Origin of the sequence: Serratia sp. 2C06 (assembly GCF_050037615.1) — a bacterium.
Lineage (GTDB): Bacteria > Pseudomonadota > Gammaproteobacteria > Enterobacterales > Enterobacteriaceae > Serratia > Serratia ureilytica.
The window spans coordinates 2,289,440-2,305,990 of sequence record NZ_CP188299.1 but is presented as its reverse complement, the minus strand read 5'-3'; the positions used below and the strand labels follow the sequence as shown (position 1 = coordinate 2,305,990).

Annotated in this window: 16 protein-coding genes and 2 pseudogenes; 9 read left to right on the top strand and 9 right to left on the bottom strand. The window is 60.2% G+C overall.

What is annotated here, in order from left to right:
• Position 1: 1 nt before the first annotated feature.
• Positions 2-1,192: a multidrug effflux MFS transporter gene (locus ACP3TA_RS11370; protein WP_033642154.1), complete on the top strand. Its 1,191-nt coding sequence runs from the start codon at positions 2-4 to the stop codon at positions 1,190-1,192.
• Between the two features lie 57 nt (positions 1,193-1,249).
• On the opposite strand, the gene cspE is transcribed toward ACP3TA_RS11370, so the two are convergent.
• Positions 1,250-1,459, bottom strand: coding sequence for a transcription antiterminator/RNA stability regulator CspE (cspE, locus tag ACP3TA_RS11365; protein WP_004940030.1), 210 nt, complete (start codon positions 1,457-1,459; stop codon positions 1,250-1,252).
• Between the two features lie 345 nt (positions 1,460-1,804).
• Here cspE and ACP3TA_RS11360 point away from each other — a divergent pair, with 345 nt between their 5' ends.
• The 6 genes from ACP3TA_RS11360 (at position 1,805) to ACP3TA_RS11335 (ending at position 7,721) form a co-directional block, all read left to right on the top strand.
• On the top strand, positions 1,805-2,968 hold the full coding sequence (locus tag ACP3TA_RS11360) for a M20 peptidase aminoacylase family protein (protein ID WP_033651144.1): 1,164 nt from the start codon (positions 1,805-1,807) through the stop codon (positions 2,966-2,968).
• A 188-nt stretch (positions 2,969-3,156) separates the two neighbouring features.
• The gene (locus ACP3TA_RS11355; protein WP_198772112.1) at positions 3,157-4,482 is read left to right on the top strand and encodes an LLM class flavin-dependent oxidoreductase; all 1,326 of its coding nucleotides are present in this window, start codon (positions 3,157-3,159) and stop codon (positions 4,480-4,482) included.
• A 26-nt stretch (positions 4,483-4,508) separates the two neighbouring features.
• Positions 4,509-5,429, top strand: coding sequence for an ABC transporter substrate-binding protein (locus ACP3TA_RS11350; protein WP_426784602.1), 921 nt, complete (start codon positions 4,509-4,511; stop codon positions 5,427-5,429).
• Positions 5,430-5,438: 9 nt separating this feature from the next.
• On the top strand, positions 5,439-5,966 hold the full coding sequence (locus ACP3TA_RS11345; protein ID WP_016928789.1) for a GNAT family N-acetyltransferase: 528 nt from the start codon (positions 5,439-5,441) through the stop codon (positions 5,964-5,966).
• Positions 5,967-5,996: 30 nt separating this feature from the next.
• On the top strand, positions 5,997-6,884 hold the full coding sequence (locus ACP3TA_RS11340) for an amino acid ABC transporter permease (protein WP_004940038.1): 888 nt from the start codon (positions 5,997-5,999) through the stop codon (positions 6,882-6,884).
• A gap of 9 nt (positions 6,885-6,893) precedes the next feature.
• Positions 6,894-7,721: an amino acid ABC transporter ATP-binding protein gene (locus tag ACP3TA_RS11335; protein WP_015376924.1), complete on the top strand. Its 828-nt coding sequence runs from the start codon at positions 6,894-6,896 to the stop codon at positions 7,719-7,721.
• Positions 7,722-7,757: 36 nt separating this feature from the next.
• Here the strand turns inward: ACP3TA_RS11335 and ACP3TA_RS11330 are convergent, their stop codons facing one another.
• A complete protein-coding gene (locus ACP3TA_RS11330; protein ID WP_015376923.1) occupies positions 7,758-8,267 on the bottom strand; it encodes a VOC family protein in 510 nt (169 codons plus the stop codon).
• A 167-nt stretch (positions 8,268-8,434) separates the two neighbouring features.
• On the opposite strand from ACP3TA_RS11330, the gene ACP3TA_RS11325 reads away from it, so the two are divergent.
• Entirely contained in the window at positions 8,435-8,914 is a 480-nt protein-coding gene (locus ACP3TA_RS11325; RefSeq protein ID WP_004940042.1) for a cold-shock protein, read from the top strand.
• An 81-nt stretch (positions 8,915-8,995) separates the two neighbouring features.
• Positions 8,996-9,157: a YnfU family zinc-binding protein gene (locus ACP3TA_RS11320; protein WP_015376921.1), complete on the top strand. Its 162-nt coding sequence runs from the start codon at positions 8,996-8,998 to the stop codon at positions 9,155-9,157.
• A gap of 6 nt (positions 9,158-9,163) precedes the next feature.
• On the opposite strand, the gene ACP3TA_RS11315 is transcribed toward ACP3TA_RS11320, so the two are convergent.
• The 7 genes and pseudogenes from ACP3TA_RS11315 to ACP3TA_RS11285 all read right to left on the bottom strand — a co-directional run bounded on the left by ACP3TA_RS11315 (position 9,164) and on the right by ACP3TA_RS11285 (position 16,493).
• Positions 9,164-10,612, bottom strand: coding sequence for a GGDEF domain-containing protein (locus tag ACP3TA_RS11315; protein ID WP_033644213.1), 1,449 nt, complete (start codon positions 10,610-10,612; stop codon positions 9,164-9,166).
• A gap of 603 nt (positions 10,613-11,215) precedes the next feature.
• Positions 11,216-11,767, bottom strand: a complete 552-nt coding sequence (locus tag ACP3TA_RS11310) for a flavodoxin family protein (RefSeq protein ID WP_033642149.1) — start codon at positions 11,765-11,767, stop codon at positions 11,216-11,218.
• Positions 11,768-12,092: 325 nt separating this feature from the next.
• Positions 12,093-13,625, bottom strand: a complete 1,533-nt coding sequence (locus ACP3TA_RS11305; RefSeq protein WP_426784601.1) for a glycosyltransferase family 39 protein — start codon at positions 13,623-13,625, stop codon at positions 12,093-12,095.
• A gap of 125 nt (positions 13,626-13,750) precedes the next feature.
• Entirely contained in the window at positions 13,751-13,894 is a 144-nt protein-coding gene (locus tag ACP3TA_RS11300) for a hypothetical protein (protein WP_162837200.1), read from the bottom strand.
• 192 nt (positions 13,895-14,086) lie between these two features.
• Positions 14,087-14,941: pseudogene (gene puuE / locus ACP3TA_RS11295) on the bottom strand (allantoinase PuuE); the annotation flags it as partial.
• Positions 14,910-15,777: pseudogene (locus ACP3TA_RS11290) on the bottom strand (aspartate/glutamate racemase family protein); the annotation flags it as partial. The pseudogenes puuE and ACP3TA_RS11290, both read right to left, overlap by 32 nt.
• Positions 15,777-16,493 carry a GntR family transcriptional regulator gene (locus ACP3TA_RS11285; protein ID WP_033651130.1) on the bottom strand — a complete coding sequence of 239 codons (717 nt, stop codon included), beginning with the start codon at positions 16,491-16,493 and terminating at the stop codon, positions 15,777-15,779. The pseudogene ACP3TA_RS11290 and the gene ACP3TA_RS11285, both read right to left, overlap by 1 nt.
• Positions 16,494-16,551: the final 58 nt, after the last annotated feature.

The following is a 16,551-nucleotide window of genomic DNA, read 5'->3' as shown; positions in this document are numbered from 1 at the left end:
CATGACCAAACACTTAGCCAGACAACGTCTGGTGTACGCCGTCGTGCTTGGCCTGTTGGCCGCGCTGGGGCCGCTGTGCACCGATCTCTATCTGCCCGCCCTGCCGGAAATGGCGGGCGAGCTGAATACCTCCACCGCCGCCGCGCAGCTCAGCCTGACCGCCGGGCTGCTCGGCCTGGGCGTCGGCCAGCTGATTTTTGGCCCTTACAGCGACAAACTGGGCCGTATGCGCCCGCTGCTGCTGTCGCTGATCCTGCTGCTCGGCGCTTCGCTGTGGTGCGCGCTGGCGCCCACCATTGACCAACTGCTGATCGCCCGCCTGCTCCAGGGCATCGCCGGCGCCGGCGGGGCGGTGATTTCCCGCGCCATTGCTCGCGATCTGTACGCCGGCCACGAGCTGACCCGTTTCTTCGCCCTGCTGATGCTGGTTAACGGCCTGGCGCCGATCGTCGCGCCGGTGCTGGGCGGCGTCATGCTGCAGGTGATGAACTGGCGCGGCATCTTCGGCGTGCTGGCGGCCATCGCCGTGCTGCTGTTCAGCCTGTCGGCGCTGAAGCTGCGCGAATCCCTGCCGGTCGAGCGCCGCAGCCAGGGCGGCATTCTGGCGATGCTGATGTCGCTCGGCGGGTTGCTGACCCAGCGCTATTTCATGGGCCTGTGCCTGACGCAGGGCTTCGTAATGGCCGGCATGTTCGCCTATATCGGCGCTTCGCCTTTCGTCTTGCAGCAGATCTACGGCCTCAGCCCGCAGATGTTCAGCCTGTGCTTCGCCATTAACGGCGTCGGGCTGATCATTGCGGCGCAGCTGGCCAGCCGTCTCAGTTCACGTTGGGGGGAACGCCGGGTGTTGAGGGGCGGGTTAACGCTGGCGGCCGTCGCATCGCTGTTGCTGTTGTTGGCCGCCGCGCTGCATGCGCCGTTGGTCGTGTTGCTGGTGCCGCTGTTCTTCTCGGTGGCGGTGATCGGCATCGTCGGCCCGACCGCCTCGTCGCTGGCGATGCAAAGCCAGGGGGACAAAGCCGGCAGCGCGTCGGCCTTGATCGGCGTGTGCATGTTCGCGCTCGGCGCCTGCGCCGTGCCGCTCACCGGGCTGGGCGGCACCTCGGGCCTGTCGATGGCGCTGACCATCGTCGGCTGCTACGCCATCGCCATCCTGCTGTTCAGCCTGTTGGCCCGCCGCAGCGACGCATAACGCGCCCAATAAAAAACCCGCTCAATGAGCGGGTTTTAAGAAATTCAGCTACGCAGCTTAGATAGCAGTAACGTTAGCGGCAGATGGGCCTTTGGCACCGTTCGTGATTTCAAATTCTACACGCTGGCCTTCAGCAAGCGTTTTGAAACCGTTGCTAACGATGGCAGAGAAGTGAACGAAAACGTCCTTGCTACCATCTTCCGGAGTAATGAAACCGAAGCCCTTGGATTCATTAAACCACTTAACGCTACCTTTAATCTTAGACATCAAACTTACCTTTAACGTGAATGAAAGACACAAAACCTGTGTCGATTACAGTACAGCAAGCAGGCAGGATTTTGTCCACCACCGCGATCACAGAAATCCGATAAAGAGTGAAAAAATCCGTGTTGTCCGGTGTAAATGAATGACACCGGTTGCAGTAAGTTACCGTTCCAGGTCAATCCTCTCCCTGCGCCGGCGAACAACGCGCGAACGCCTAAACCTGCCCCTTCCCCCCATCGTTGACGCGCCGTGCAGACACAATCGCTATGAAATATAACCAGATGGTCTTTTTGCTTCGGCGGCCCCTGCACTAGGGTTAGGGTTTATTTCCCACTGTGAGCCAAGCCTATGACCAGCCAGTTGGCAGACAAGATCATCGCCTATCGGCGTGAACTGCACCAAAACCCGGAGCTTTCCAATCATGAATTCGCCACCACCGCCCGCCTGACCCGCTGGCTGCAAGAGGCGGGCATTCGCCTTCTGCCGTTGGCGCTGAAAACCGGCGTCGTGGCGGAGATCGGCAGCGGCCAGGGGCCGATCATCGCGCTGCGCGGCGACATCGACGCCCTGCCGATCGACGAAATCGCCGACGTGCCCTTCAGTTCGCAAAACAGCGGCGTGATGCACGCCTGCGGGCACGACTTTCACACCTCGGTGATGCTCGGCGCCGCACACCTGCTCAAAGCGCGTGAAGCCGAACTGGCGGGTACGGTGCGCATCTTCTTCCAGCCGGCGGAAGAGACCTTCAACGGCGCCCGACACCTGATCGACGCCGGCGCGCTGGATAACGTCGCGGCGATATTTGGCCTGCACAATGCGCCGGAGCTGCCCACCGGCACCTTCGCCACCCGCGCCGGGCCGTTCTACGCCAACGTCGATCGCTTCCAGATCCGCATTACCGGCAAAGGCGCCCACGCCGCCAAACCGGAACAGGGTGTCGATACCATCGTCACCGCCAGCCAGATCGTCGGCGCGCTGCAAACGCTGCCCAGCCGCAGCTTCAGCTCGCTGGAGTCGCTGGTGGTGAGCGTGACGCGCATCGAAGGCGGCAATACCTGGAACGTGCTGCCGCAAACCGTCGAGCTGGAAGGCACGGTGCGCACCCACAGCGATGCGGTGCGCCGCCAGGTGCCGGATAAAATTCGCCAGGTGATCGACGGCGTTGCCGCCGCGCTCGGCGCGCAGGCCGAACTCCACTGGCAGCCGGGGCCGCCGGCGGTGATCAACGACGCCCATTGGGCGGCGTTCAGCAAAACCGTCGCCGCCGAGGCCGGCTACCGGGTCGAAGAGGCGGAGCTGCAGATGGGCGGCGAGGATTTCGCGCTGTATCTGCATCACGTGCCGGGCGCGTTCGTCAGCATCGGCTCCGCCAGCGAATTCGGCCTGCACCATCCGCGTTTCAATCCCGATGAGCGCGCCCTCTTTCCTGCCGCCCACTATTTTTCGCTGCTGGCGGAGCGCACGCTGCAGCAATTAACCCCCGCAGCGAAAAAAGCCCTCAGCAACGCCTGAATAACGTGAAATAGTATTTCCCCGACGCCGCTGATGCCGCGCCGGGGATTATTATTTTCGCTCGCCGTGATATTTGCAGTTTTCAACATTTGAATATGCTGTTTTGTTGTTTTACATCCCGCCAGCGCTCATCAATAGTGGACGCATCAGACACCGCGCGCCTTTCGGCGCATGACAGGATAATCACGATGAGCGACAACGCGAATAATCAACGGCAATTACGGCTGGGCGCCATTCTGCACGGCGCATCGGGAAATATGTCCGCCTGGCGCCACCCGGACGCCACCGCCGACGCCAGCATCAACCTCGAATTTAATATCGCCTCGGCGAAAAAAGCCGAACAGGGGAAATTCGATTTCGTCTTCGTCGCCGATGGCTTATATATCAACGAAAAGTCCATTCCGCATTTTCTTAACCGTTTCGAGCCGTTGACCTTATTGGCCGCGCTGTCCGCCGCCACCGACAAAATTGGCCTGGTGGGCACGCTCTCCACATCCTACAGCGATCCGTTCACCGTCGCCCGCCAGTTCGCCAGCCTCGATCACCTGAGCAACGGCCGCGCGGGCTGGAACGTGGTGACGTCGCCGCTGGAAGGTTCGGCCAAAAACTTCTCGCGCGCCGAACACCCGGAGCACAGCCTGCGTTACCGCATCGCCGGCGAGTTTCTCGACGTCGCCAAAGGACTGTGGGACTCCTGGGAGGACGATGCCTTCGTGCGCAATAAGGCCAGCGGCGAATTTTTCCGCGCCGGGAAACTGCACACCCTCAATCATCAGGGGGAGTTCTTCTCGGTGCAGGGGCCGTTGAACATCGGCCGCACGCCGCAGGGCCGCCCGATCCTGTTCCAGGCCGGCGCCTCCGAAGACGGCAAACGGCTGGCGGCCAAGCACGCCGATGCGATCTTCACCCATCACGACACGCTGGAGCAGGCGCAGGATTTCTACCAGGACGTGAAGCGGCAGCTGGTGGAACAGGGGCGCGAACCGGACGACCTGCGCATCTTCCAGGGCGTGAGCGTGATCGTCGGCGACGACGATGCGGACGTCGAGCGCCAGTACCAGGAAACCGCCCGTCTGGTCAGCATCGAGAACGCCCTCAACTACCTGGGCCGCTACTTCGAACATTACGACTTTTCCCGCCATCCGCTGGACGCGCCCTTCCCGGACATCGGCGATCTGGGGCAAAACAGCTTCCGCAGCACCACCGACGCCATCAAGCGCAACGCCCGCGAGCGTAACCTCACGCTGCGCCAGGTGGCGCTGGAAGCCGCCTCGCCGCGCCCGGTGTTCAGCGGCACGCCGGAAGCGGTGGCGGACGGCCTGCAACGCTGGTTCGACGGCGAAGCCACCGACGGCTTCATCATCAGCGGCGGTACGCCCAACGCCTTCGGGCACTTCGTCGATCGGGTGGTGCCCGTCCTGCAACGGCGCGGCCTGTTCCGCCAGGCGTACCACGGCGATACGCTGCGCGAGCACCTGGGCCTGAAGCGTCCGTTGAACAGATTCACCCAATAATAAGATCGTTTTCAGGGATACCCGCTATGCAGAAAACCGTTACCGCCGCTCTCGTGGCGGCCTTGCTGAGCTTGACCGGCGCCGCGCAGGCGGGCACCGGCATCGATTTGCAGGCCAATGAAACCCCTATCCATGCGCCGAAAAACCCGCAGGCGATCGCCAAGCTGCCGGCCGATTTCCGCTTCGTGAAGCCGGGCCGGTTCACCGTCGCGATCGCCGCGCTCAACACGCCGCCGCTGGCGCTGTTCGCCGCCGACAACCGGCGGCTTATCGGCAGCGAAGTGGATATCGCGCAGTTGGTGGCCGACAGCCTGGGGCTGGAACTGAACGTGGTGCAAACCTCGTGGGAAGACTGGCCGCTGGGGGTGGTTTCGGGCAAGTATGACGCGGCCATCACCAACGTCACCGTCACCAAAGAGCGCAAAACCCGCTTCGACTTCGCTACCTATCGCATCGACTCGCTCGGCTTTTATGTCAAAACCGGCGGCAAGATAGCGACGATCAAACAGCCTGCCGATATCGCCGGATTAAAGATCATCGTCGGCTCCGGCACCAACCAGGAAGCCATCTTGCTGGCATGGGACAAGCAGAATCGGCAGCAGAGGCTCAAACCCTTCCAGCCGATCTACGTGACCGACGATGCGGCCGCCACGCTGGCGATCCAGTCCGGCCGGGCCGACGCCTATTTCGGGCCCAACGTGCTGGGCGCCTATAAAGCGGCGCTGAATGGCCGTACCCGGCTGGCGGGCACGGTGGAAGGCGGTTGGCCCAAGGCGGCGCACATCGCCGTCACCACCCGTAAAGGCAACGGGCTGGTGCAGGCGGTGAATGAAGCGCTGAACGGCGCGATCCGCAGCGGACAGTACGATCAGGTGCTCAACCGCTGGGGCGAGAGCGTCGAACGCCTTGCACAGTCGGAAATCAACCCGCCCGGTCTGGGCGATTAGGAGCGCGCGATGACGCAAGACACTTTCATTCAGACGCTGCCGACCGACCCGCTGATCGCCCCGGTGATCGAGGGGCTGTTCGGCGAATATCGTCAGCGCTACGGCGACTATTTTGGTGACCAGGAACCGGAACCGCTGGACCTGTACGCGCCGCCGCAGGGCGCCTTCATCGTGCTGCTGCGCGCCGGTGCGCCGATCGCCATGGGCGCCTTCAAGCGCTATGACGGGCAAACCGCCGAGCTGAAGCGTATCTGGACGCGGGGCGATCTGCGCCGCCAGGGCCTGGCGCAACGGGTGTTGCAGCAATTGGAAACGCTGGCGCTGGCGCAGGGTTATCGCCGGCTCTATCTGACCACCGGCTTTCGCCAGCCCGAAGCGGTGGGCCTGTACCTGAGCAACGGTTATCAGCCGCAGTTCGATCCCACCGTCGACAGCGAGGTTTACAGCCGCCCGCCCTACGATGGCCGCCTGCCGTTCCGCAAAAGCCTGATTGCAGAGGACGCCTGTTGTTGCGCGTCGGAAAGGAAAATCGCCTAAGGCCCCTTTATCTGTATCAGGAGACATGACATGTCCAAACAAGAAGTCTTGAAAGTGGTGCCCGCCCGCTATCCGCTGCGGCTGATCGGCGCGCTGTTTTCGCTGTTTATTCTGGCCGCCATCGTGCAATCGGTGGCGGGCAACGCGCGCTGGGAATGGGGCGTGTTCGCCGAGTGGTTCTTCGCCCCGGCGGTGCTGGCGGGGCTGGGACAGACCCTACTGCTGACGCTGCTCGGCACGCTGTTCAGCATCCTGTTCGGCACCCTGCTGGCGCTGGCGCGGCTGTCGCGCTCTTACCTGCTGGCGTCGCTGGCCTGGGGGTATATCTGGCTGTTTCGCTCGCTGCCGCTGATCCTGGTGCTGATCATCCTGTATAACTTTTCCTATCTGTACGATGCCATCTCGCTGGGCATTCCCTTTACCTCGGTGGTGTTCGCCAGCTACCCGACCATCGATATCCTCGGCCAGTTCGCCGTGGCGGTGCTGGGTCTGACGCTGGTGCAGTCCGCCTATACCGCCGAGATCATCCGCGGCGGCATCCTGGGTGTGGATTACGGCCAGCACGAAGCGGCGGCGGCGCTGGGCCTGCCGGGCTATCGCCGCACCTTCCGCATCATTCTGCCGCAGGCGCTGCGATCCATTATTCCGACCGGATTCAACGAGATCATCAGTCTGGCGAAAGGCACCTCAATCGTTTATGTGCTGGCGCTGCCGGAGCTGTTTTACACCATCCAGGTGATCTATAACCGCACCCAGCAGGTGATACCGCTGCTGATGGTGGCCACCGTCTGGTATCTGTTCATCACCACCGCCCTGTCGGTGATCCAATACTACATCGAACGCTATTTCGCCCGGGGTGCGGTGCGCGAACTGCCGCCGACGCCCTGGCAGAAACTGGCCGGCTGGCTAAAACGTTAGGAGACCCGCATGTCTGAAGCCATTGATTATTACGCCTTGCCCGAACAGCCGGCACGCAACCTCACCCCGGTGCCGGCGCGCGGCCTGATCGAAATCAGCAACGTCAGCAAATTCTTTGGCAAACACAAGGCGTTGGACGACGTCAGCCTGACGCTGCAGCCGGGCACCGTGACCGTGATCCTCGGGCCTTCCGGCTCCGGAAAATCGACGCTGCTGCGGGCGATCAACCATCTGGAGCGCGTCGACGAGGGCTTTATCCGCATTGACGGCGACTACGTCGGCTATCGCCGCAAGGGCAACCGGCTGTACGAGCTGAAGGAAAAGGCCATCCTCCGGCAGCGCATCAACGTCGGCTACGTGTTCCAAAACTTCAACCTGTTCCCGCATCTGACAGTGCTGGAAAACATCATCGAAGCGCCGGTGGTGCACAAGATCCACTCCCGCGAACGGGCGAAAGCGGTGGCCTATGAGCTGCTGGATACGGTCGGGCTGCGCCACAAGGCGGACGCCTACCCGCGCCACCTCTCCGGCGGCCAACAGCAGCGCATCGCCATCGCGCGCGCGCTGGCGCTGAACCCAAAGGTGATCCTGTTCGATGAGCCGACCTCCGCGCTCGATCCCGAGCTGGTCGGCGAAGTGCTGGACGTGATTAAAGGGTTGGCGGATCTGGGCGTCACGCTGGTAGTGGTGACGCATGAAATTGGCTTTGCGCGCGAAGCGGCGGATCGGGTGGTGTTTATGGTCGACGGGCAGATCGTCGAGCAGGGCGATGCCAGACAGGTGCTGGCTCAGCCGCAGCACCCGCGCACCGTCAACTTCCTCAACAAAGTGCTGTGAGCGTCGGGGCGCCGATGCGCCCCGCGCAGGAGCAAGTTAGAGGCCGGCGAAACGCCGCTTTTCGGCGGCGAAATCCAGCGGGCGGATCCCCTGCTGGTTTTTGTCCTCTTCGGTCAGCAACGCCGGGGGAATAAACCAGGTCACCTCAAACAGCAGCCCGTCCGGGTCGTGACCATAAATGCTTTTGTGCACGCCGTGATCCTCTTCCAACCCGAGAATGCCGCGTTCGGCCAGCTGATGGCGAATGCGCTCCAGCTCTTCCAGGCTGTCCACTTCCCAGGCCAGATGATACAGCCCGGCCGGCGGCTCATGCTCCGCCGGCGGCTCGCCGTTGGCGCGAAACACCCCGGCGCGCTGCTGGCCCAGGTTCTTGCTGAACAACGCCAAATCGTGATCGTTGTCCGAGTCGGCGGCCTGGGTAAATACCGCCCGATCGGGGCTGTCGGACGGCTTCAGCTTGAAGCCCAATACCTGATGATAAAAGTCGGCGCTCTGCCGCACGTCGCTGACGTACAGCACGGCGTGATTGAGACGTTTGATGCCCATCGCTATTCCTTTTTGCGCATTGAATAAAGTCAGCATGAACATAGCATGTCGCTGGGAAGCCGCTAAATGCCGTTATCGCATGACTAAATGCCGCCCGCGCAATCTGTCGCTGCAAGGCATTCCGCGCTATCATAAGCGCTGTATTGAACCTTTTTGTGAGAATAGCGATGAACGGCAAGATAACGACTTTTTTTGAAGACAAAGGCTTCGGCTTTATTACCGACGAGAACGGAGAAAATCGTTATTTTCACGTGATTAAAGTGCAAAACCCGGAGCTGATTAAGAAAAACGCGGCGGTGACCTTCGAACCGACCAACAACACCAAAGGCCCGTCGGCTTATGCGGTCAAAGTGTTGGCGCCCAGCAAATACATCATCATCGCCAACGAAAGAATCAAGATCACCAGCATCAAGTCTTTCAATACCTTCACCAAGGAAGTGCCGGTCAAAGCCGACGTGGATAAAGAGAACACCGTGCTGTCAGTCGGCCTGCTGATGAACCGCATTCGCCCGCAGTCCGAAGACCAGGCGCAGGCCATGCAAACGCTGCGCATGCTGACCATCACCACCTTCCAGAACACCACCCATACCTTCTCCGAGCACGAGATCGACATGGATGAGACCATCAAGGCGCTGAAAAGCCTGTAAGCCTCTGCGTACAGAAAATAACCAACGAAATGTGTCGTCGCCTGTGTTAGCGTGAGTTTTCACCTGACACAGGCTATTGATATGTCCGATTCCAGCAGCGTCAAAGGTTTTATCAACCGCTCCACCCAAATCGTCTGCCCTAAATGCGGCTATGTTACCCGGCAAAAATGCGCGGCAATGCTGCAAGACGTGATATTGATTTGCCCTAATTGCGAAACCCGCTTCGAACCCAGGCAAGGCTGAAAACGGTTAGCGGAACAGGATATGCTCGACGCTGTTGCCGTTCACCACGTTGAACGACTCCACCCGATTACGCCCCTGCGATTTGGCGCGATACAGCGCGATATCCGCCATGTTCATCAACTGCTCCAGCGATTTCACCTCGTTCATCGCCAAACTGGCGACGCCGACGCTGATGGTGATTTTCAACGTCTGCTTGCCTTCCGCCTGCAGCTCCGTCTGCTCCACCAGCCGGCGCAGATGCTCCCCCAGCGCCACGCCCTGCGCCGCCAACGCGCGCGGCAGCATGATGGCGAACTCTTCCCCGCCCAAGCGGCCGAATAGCTGATCGTGCCGCAGCTCGCGCCGCACGATGTGCGCGAACGACGCCAGCACCTGATCGCCGGCGCTGTGGCCGTGCGTATCGTTGATCTGCTTGAAATGATCGATATCGATCAGCAGTAACGACACCGCTTCTTTGGAACGGTGCTTGTGCTCCAACAGCTCGCCCGCTTTGCGCGTCATCGCGCTGCGCGCCAGCACGCCGGTCAGGAAATCGTGGTTGGCGCTGTGCTCCAGACGCCGCATAAGCTTACGGTTGGCCGCGATGGAACTGGCGAGGATCAGCGGCCCCATCACCAGCATGGCGATACCCAATCGGGCGGACATCAGCGTGTCGAGGAAGGCATTATGGTTGTTCGGCGTTTCATACAGCACCAGGTTGGCGGAGATGCTGCTGATCTCGGACATACCGGTCAACAGCGTCAGCAACGTCACCGGGAACAGCTGGTAGCGCACCGCGCACCACAGCAGCGCCGGGATCGGGAAGGCGATCGCGCCCGGCCCGCCGATATAGACGCTGAACGCCAGCGACAGCAGCAGCGCCAGCAGCGGCAGGCAGCCTTTCAAGCGCCAACGCACCTGCATGCGTAACAGCTGTTTCAACCGCGGCGCCGCCATCAGCACCGGCAACAGCAGCAGGGTCGTCGAAAACTGTTCGCTGAACCAGGCCAGCCAGGCGACCACCACCGTGTTGTTGTACAGGCTATCGTTGCGCAGCACGGACAGCGTCGACGCCACCGCCGCACCGGCCAGGCTGGCGCTGAACATATAGAGTATCGCCTGGGGTTTACCCATGCGCCGTTGAGATTGCGGCAGCATCAGCATGATGCCGTAACCGACGACGATCAGCGACATGTTGCAGGCGTTAAGCCACAGCGCCAAAGACCAGCCCTCGCCGGTGCTGAGATCGGCGGCAACCATGCCCAGGTAGGTCGTGAGCCAGCCGAGTGGCGTGGCGTAAGCGGGTTTGCGCAGCAGCAGGCCGAGCAAAATCGCATTCACCGGCCAAAATAAAGAAAGCGAGCCAATCGGCCGGCTAAGAATGCCCACCAGGGAAAGTAAAAAGGCCAGCATGAAAAGATTGATGAGCTGAACCGTAAGCGGCAGGCCATGCCTGGCATTTATTCTGGCGTTCATCGCCTCGCCCATATTTTGCTAATAACCAGAATAATAATGTGCATACTCTCTCGCCCGGCCAGTGAGGGATAATCAACCCGGATTTCAACCAAAAAAGCCAGACAAATCAATAATAAAAAACATTAACAATTAATTAACAGACTTTTCTTAACCTAATGTGGCGGCGGCGGACTCCCCCGCATACCGTCGGAAAATAATGCTCAGCTCTGCTGACAGCATAGCGCAAAGCGTAATAGGCCGCCGACCGACGTTAATTACATTAATAAGATTGTGGTTATTGCTCGTTGAATGATATTTGAATAACTACGCGATTATTTTCCTGCAACTGGGCCGCCCGTGCAATAACAACCCAAAAAAAGCCCGCCTAAAGCGGGCTTGCTTGAACAACAGCAAATCGACAGTTACGACACAGCCATTCATTGCATGCCTGTGCTGCCATGCAGTGTAGCGGCGAAAGCTTAAGCAGACCTTAGCAACAAAAAACCCGGCCTAGGAACCGGGAATATTTGTACGAAATGCAGCGTTAGCCCAAGCAGGCTAATAACATTTCGCAGCTTACACGCCAAATGTGCAGAGAAAATGAACGCTGCACGCGGCAAGACCTTACGCCAGTTTGGCGGCAAAACCCGCTACGCGCTGGCCATAGAGCTTGGCGGTCGCCAGATCGCCCGACAGCATCTCGTCCACGCCGGCATCCGACGGCGTCTGTACCAGCAGCCCCACCGAACCGCCCAGGTTATTGACATCGGTACGCTGCGCCGATTTGGTGTTGGCCGGCAGCAGCCCCAGGCTGACCCACAGGCCGCCATGTTGCGAAGCCAGCGTTTGCAGCGCAATCAGCGTGACCTGTTTGTCGCCGTTCAGGCTGGCGCTGTTGGTAAAGCCGCCGAACACTTTGTCCTGCCACTTGCGGCCGAACCAGGCTTTGGAGCTGGCGTCGGCGAATTTCTTGAACTGCCAGGACGGGCCGCCCATATAGGTCGGTGAGCCAAAGATGATGGCGTCCGCCTCATCCAGCTTCTGCCACGCTTCATCGCTGATATCGCCTTCCTGATCGATAGCGATCAGTTCGGCCCCTGCGCCTTCCGCCACCACTTTCGCCAAACGCTCGGTATGGCCGTAGCCGGAATGAAACACCACTACTGTCTTCGCCATAGAAATTCTCCACTCATTGCACAGAGGCGCCGACGACGCCCATCTCGCGTTCAATCTAATCAAGCGCGCAACGGCTGAATACTGAATAAAACTGACGGTGTTATTCAAAAAAATCGCGCTACGCGCCGCCGGGTATGTGCAGATAAAAAAATCCCGCACAAGGCGGGATAAACTTAACAGGGATGGGGTAATACACTACAGGGAATGGATAACACACAACATCATCGGGTAGAGCTACAGTACCAATCCCAATGTATAGAACTGTCATCCCCGCGTAAGTTTGCTCGGCCAGATGTAACGCCGAATGGGAAATATGACATTCCGCTCAAGGCACCACGAATAGCCTCGACTCGAAACCGCCGCTTTTGAAGGTGCCGGTATTGACCCACCCCGGCGGCGAACGGCCGAAGTCCTGATTGAAATCCCCGCCGCTGACCAGCCAGACCCGGCGATAGCCTTTCGCTAACGCACTGAGGTTATCGACGTAGGTCTGCGCCGCCCGATCGTGGAAAAAGGTGCCGAAACCATAGGCATTGGGCTTGCCCGAAATGCCGTTGGGCCTGGCGGGGGTATACAGCAAGGCGCGATAGCCCTTCTTGTTGTAATACACATAGCTCAGGTAGTTGAACATGTTGCTGACCACCACCGCATCGTTGGGCTGATAGTTACTGTTGATGTAGTGCACCATCACCTTGAATTCATCTTTCTCGACCGGATAGTCGTTGCGCACGCCGCAGCCGAACAGCAGGCTGAAGAACAGCAGCAAAGAGATCCCGCGCACCCGGCTTTTCGTACCGGCGATCAGCACGCCCAATACCAGCGGAATGCCGAGCGCGGCGGAATAAAGGTAGCGATCGACAAACAGCGGCGAACGCCAGGAAATGGCGAATACCAACGTCACCGGGATCAGCATGCCGCCGAGCAGCAGCAGCGCATATTTTCTCGGCATCTGGCGCCGCCACAGCAGCAGTGAACATAAGGCGACAAACATCGCCGGCAGCAGCCAGAGAATGATCGTGGGATAGTTGCTGCCATCATGCCCGGTGAGAAAACGCCAATACATCGCCGGCAGATCGCCCCAGGCAACCTGAGGGATCCAACCGACGTCGCCGCCGACCCGCAGTTCGGCAATATGCGCCAGCAGATTGAGCAGCACCAGCAGCCAGGGAATATAGGCCACTCCAATCGCCGCATTGGCCCCCCACCACGCCGGCAGCCTGATGTAACACTCGCCTTCGCGGCGGCACGACAGCGCCAACACCACCAGCCAGTGCGCGATCAGCGTGAAAATCGTGAAGTAGTGAGTATAAAAGCTCATCGTCATCAACAGCGCATACAGCGCCAGATAGCGGCGGTTATCCGGCGTTTTCAGCCACTTCGCCAGCGCCATGGCGGCGGCGATCGCCAGCAGCCCCATCAGCGCGTACATGCGCGCCTCCTGGCTGTAACGCACCGCCATCGGCATGATCGCCATCAGCCATCCCGCGGTCAGCGCCGCCCGCTCGTTGGCCAACCAACGGGTAAAACGCATCGCCAGCGCCACCGTCATCACGCCGAACACCAGGCTCAGCGCGCGGGCCGCCATAATGCCGTCGCCAAACAGCACCATCCAGCCATGCAGCAGCAGGTAATAAAGCGGCGGGTGAACATCGAAGGAAGCATGGTACAGCAAAGCGCCCACATCATAGCGGCTGGTCAGCACGCTGGAGGCCTCGTCGCACCAAAAATACCGATCCGTTAAGGAAATAAACCGCACGATCGCCGAAAACGCCACGATCGCCAACGCGTAATGTTTGTAACCGATGCCTTTTAAGCCGTTATTGCTCAAAGAAACATTCGATACCTGTTGCAGTGACATAACCGCATTCCGCCCAAGAGAACCACACAGTGTGGAGACGCAGCGTCATCATTGCCGACGGCGGGTAAATGGCGGGTAAATCAGTGCGAAAAAATCGGCGCAATCACCGCGGCGGCGCACGGCCCTCAGCGGATTTCAACGGTGATGTCCGGGTAGGCCTTCTCCCCGTCGCTGAGGTAATGCCCCAACGCCCGGTAAGCCATGACGTACAGCACGGCGGCGCCGCACAGGCACAGCAAGGTCACGAGAAAGAATCTGGATTTGCGCACGATAGGCTCCATGGGGAAATTTTCACCTATTGTAACGCGGCAAAATAAACGAAGGTTCAATTGGCGGCGGGTCGTTTGCCCTACGGCCGCTCTGTCGATCCATCAAAGCATTGGAGCGAGCTGAGCGGCAGCGTTATTGGCCATACGAAAACATGCTGCGCAGCGGGCCGACACAGCGCAGCCTGGCATGCGTCATGTTCCCGGGTACGGATGGGTCTCGCGCCAATGGTCCGCTATCTGCTGCCGCGTACAGACCCACACCCGTTCGTGTTGCTGGATATAATCGAGAAAACGCTGCAGCGCGCGAAAACGCCCCGGCCTGCCCAGCAGACGACAGTGCATCCCCACCGACATCATCTTCGGCGCCTCCTCGCCCTCAGCGTACAGCACGTCGAAGCTGTCTTTCAGATAGGTGTAAAATTGCTCGGCGGTATTAAACCCCTGAGCGGTGGCAAAACGCATGTCGTTGGCGTCCAGCGTGTAAGGAACGATCAGGTGCGGCCGACGGCTGCCGTCGCCGCACGCCACTTCGCTCCAGAACGGCAAATCATCGCCGTAATAATCGCTGTCATAATCAAAACTGCCCTGCTCCACGACCAGTTGCCGAGTGTTGGGGCTGTCGCGCCCGGTATACCAACCGGTAGGCGCTTTGCCGAACAGGTCGGCCAGCACTTGCACCGCTTTTTGCATATGCTCGCGCTCCTCAGCGATATCCATATGTTGATAATGGATCCAGCGCCAACCATGGCTGACCACATCGTATTTCGCCGCTTTGATCGCCGCGACAATCTCCGGCTGGCGCGCCAGCGCCATCGCCACGCCGAAGACCGTCAACGGCAGGCCACGCCGGCTGAACTCGCGGTGGATCCGCCAAAAGCCCGCCCGGCTACCGTATTCGTACAGCGAATCCATCGACATATGGCGCGCCGGATAGCTGGCGGCGCCGATAATATCGGAGAGAAACTGTTCCGATCCCGCATCGCCATGCAGCACATGATTCTCCGCGCCCTCCTCGTAATTGAGCACAAACTGCACGGCAATCCGCGCGTTGCCCGGCCAGCGCGCATGCGGCGGATCTCCGGCGTAGCCTCGCAGGTCACGGGGGTAATTCTCATCGACAATGACCATTCTTCATCCCTTTAAAATAGATTTAACGACTGAAATTGACCGCTTAACGCTTTGGTTTCGGGATAGGCCAAGTCCCCTTGTTTGCTGGTCGATAACCCCAACGCCACCAGCGACTCCACCATTTTTACCGCCGCGCTGACGCCATCAATCACCGGCGCCCGCAGCTCGCGGGTCAGTTCCTGCGCCAGCGTCGCCATTCCGCCGCAGCCGAGCACAATCGCCCCGCAGCCATCCTCTTTCAGAGCACGGATGCAGCGCTCGCGCACTTTCTCCTGCGCCAGCCCGCTGCCGTCCTCCAGCGCCAGCACCGGCAAGTCAATGGCGTGCAGCGCCGCGCAATGCTGATGAAAACCGTACTGATGCAGCAGGTGGCGGGCGATAATCAGCGTGCGCGGTAACGTGGTGACGATCGAAAAACGGGTCGCCACCATCGACGCCATATGCATCGCCGCTTCCGCAATGCCGATCACCGGCCCCTGCGCCAGCTCGCGCGCGGCCAGCAATCCCGGATCGCCGAAACAGGCGATCACATGACCGTCAACGCCCTGCCGTCGCCCCGCCCTCACCTGTTCCAGCACGCCGATCGCCGCGATGGCTTCGTCAAAGTGCCCTTCAATGGACGGCACCCCGTCGCGCGGACACACCGCCAGGATCTCGGTGCCCGGCGCGGCGGCGGTGCGCGCGGCAGCGGCGATGGTGTCGGTCATCGCCTGACTGGTGTTGGGGTTGATAACCTGTATGCAAACAGAAGACATCACGGCTCCTTGTAACCGGCGAACAGCCGGGAAAAATCGGGCAGGCTGACGCCATCGCGCTCAAAGCGCAGGCTGGCGACAATATGATCAAAATGGCGCATCAGGGCGTCGCTCAGAGGCTGCAGCGCTTTATCCCGCAACAAACCGACCAACTGCTGATGATCGTCGCAACGGCACCCCTGCCGCCACGGCGCGCCCCAGGTGGCGATGACCAGGGAAGAACGCTGGCAAAGACGCGTCACCATGTCGGTGATAACCGAATTGCCCGAGATCGCCTGCAGCTGAATATGAAAATCGGCGGAATAGCGAATCGCCGCCGGGCCGTCGTAAGCCTCATGCACCTGCTGTTCCAGCTGAATAATGCGCTCCAGTGCCGCCAGATGGGGCGCCCGACAGCGGGCGATAATATCGGGAAGGTTGGCGACCTCCAGCAGCGCGCGCGTGCGGAAGATAGCCTGCGCCTCTTCCACCGTCGGGCTGGCGACATATGCACCACGTTTGGGCTTCAGGCTAACCATTTGCACAGCGGCGAGTCGTTGCAGCACCTTACGGATGCCGGTGCGGCTCACGGCAAACACGTCGGACAACGCCTCCTCCGGCAATTTGCTGCCCGGTGGCAGCTGATGCTCGACAATCGCCGTCATCAACGCCTGATAAATGGTTTCATCTTTGTCCTGCAGCGCTGGCGCGGCCTGGAGACAATGTTCAGTATTCATTCACCCACTCCGGTTTCACCTATCGATAGCAAAATCGTATACATAACGCTCGGTTTCT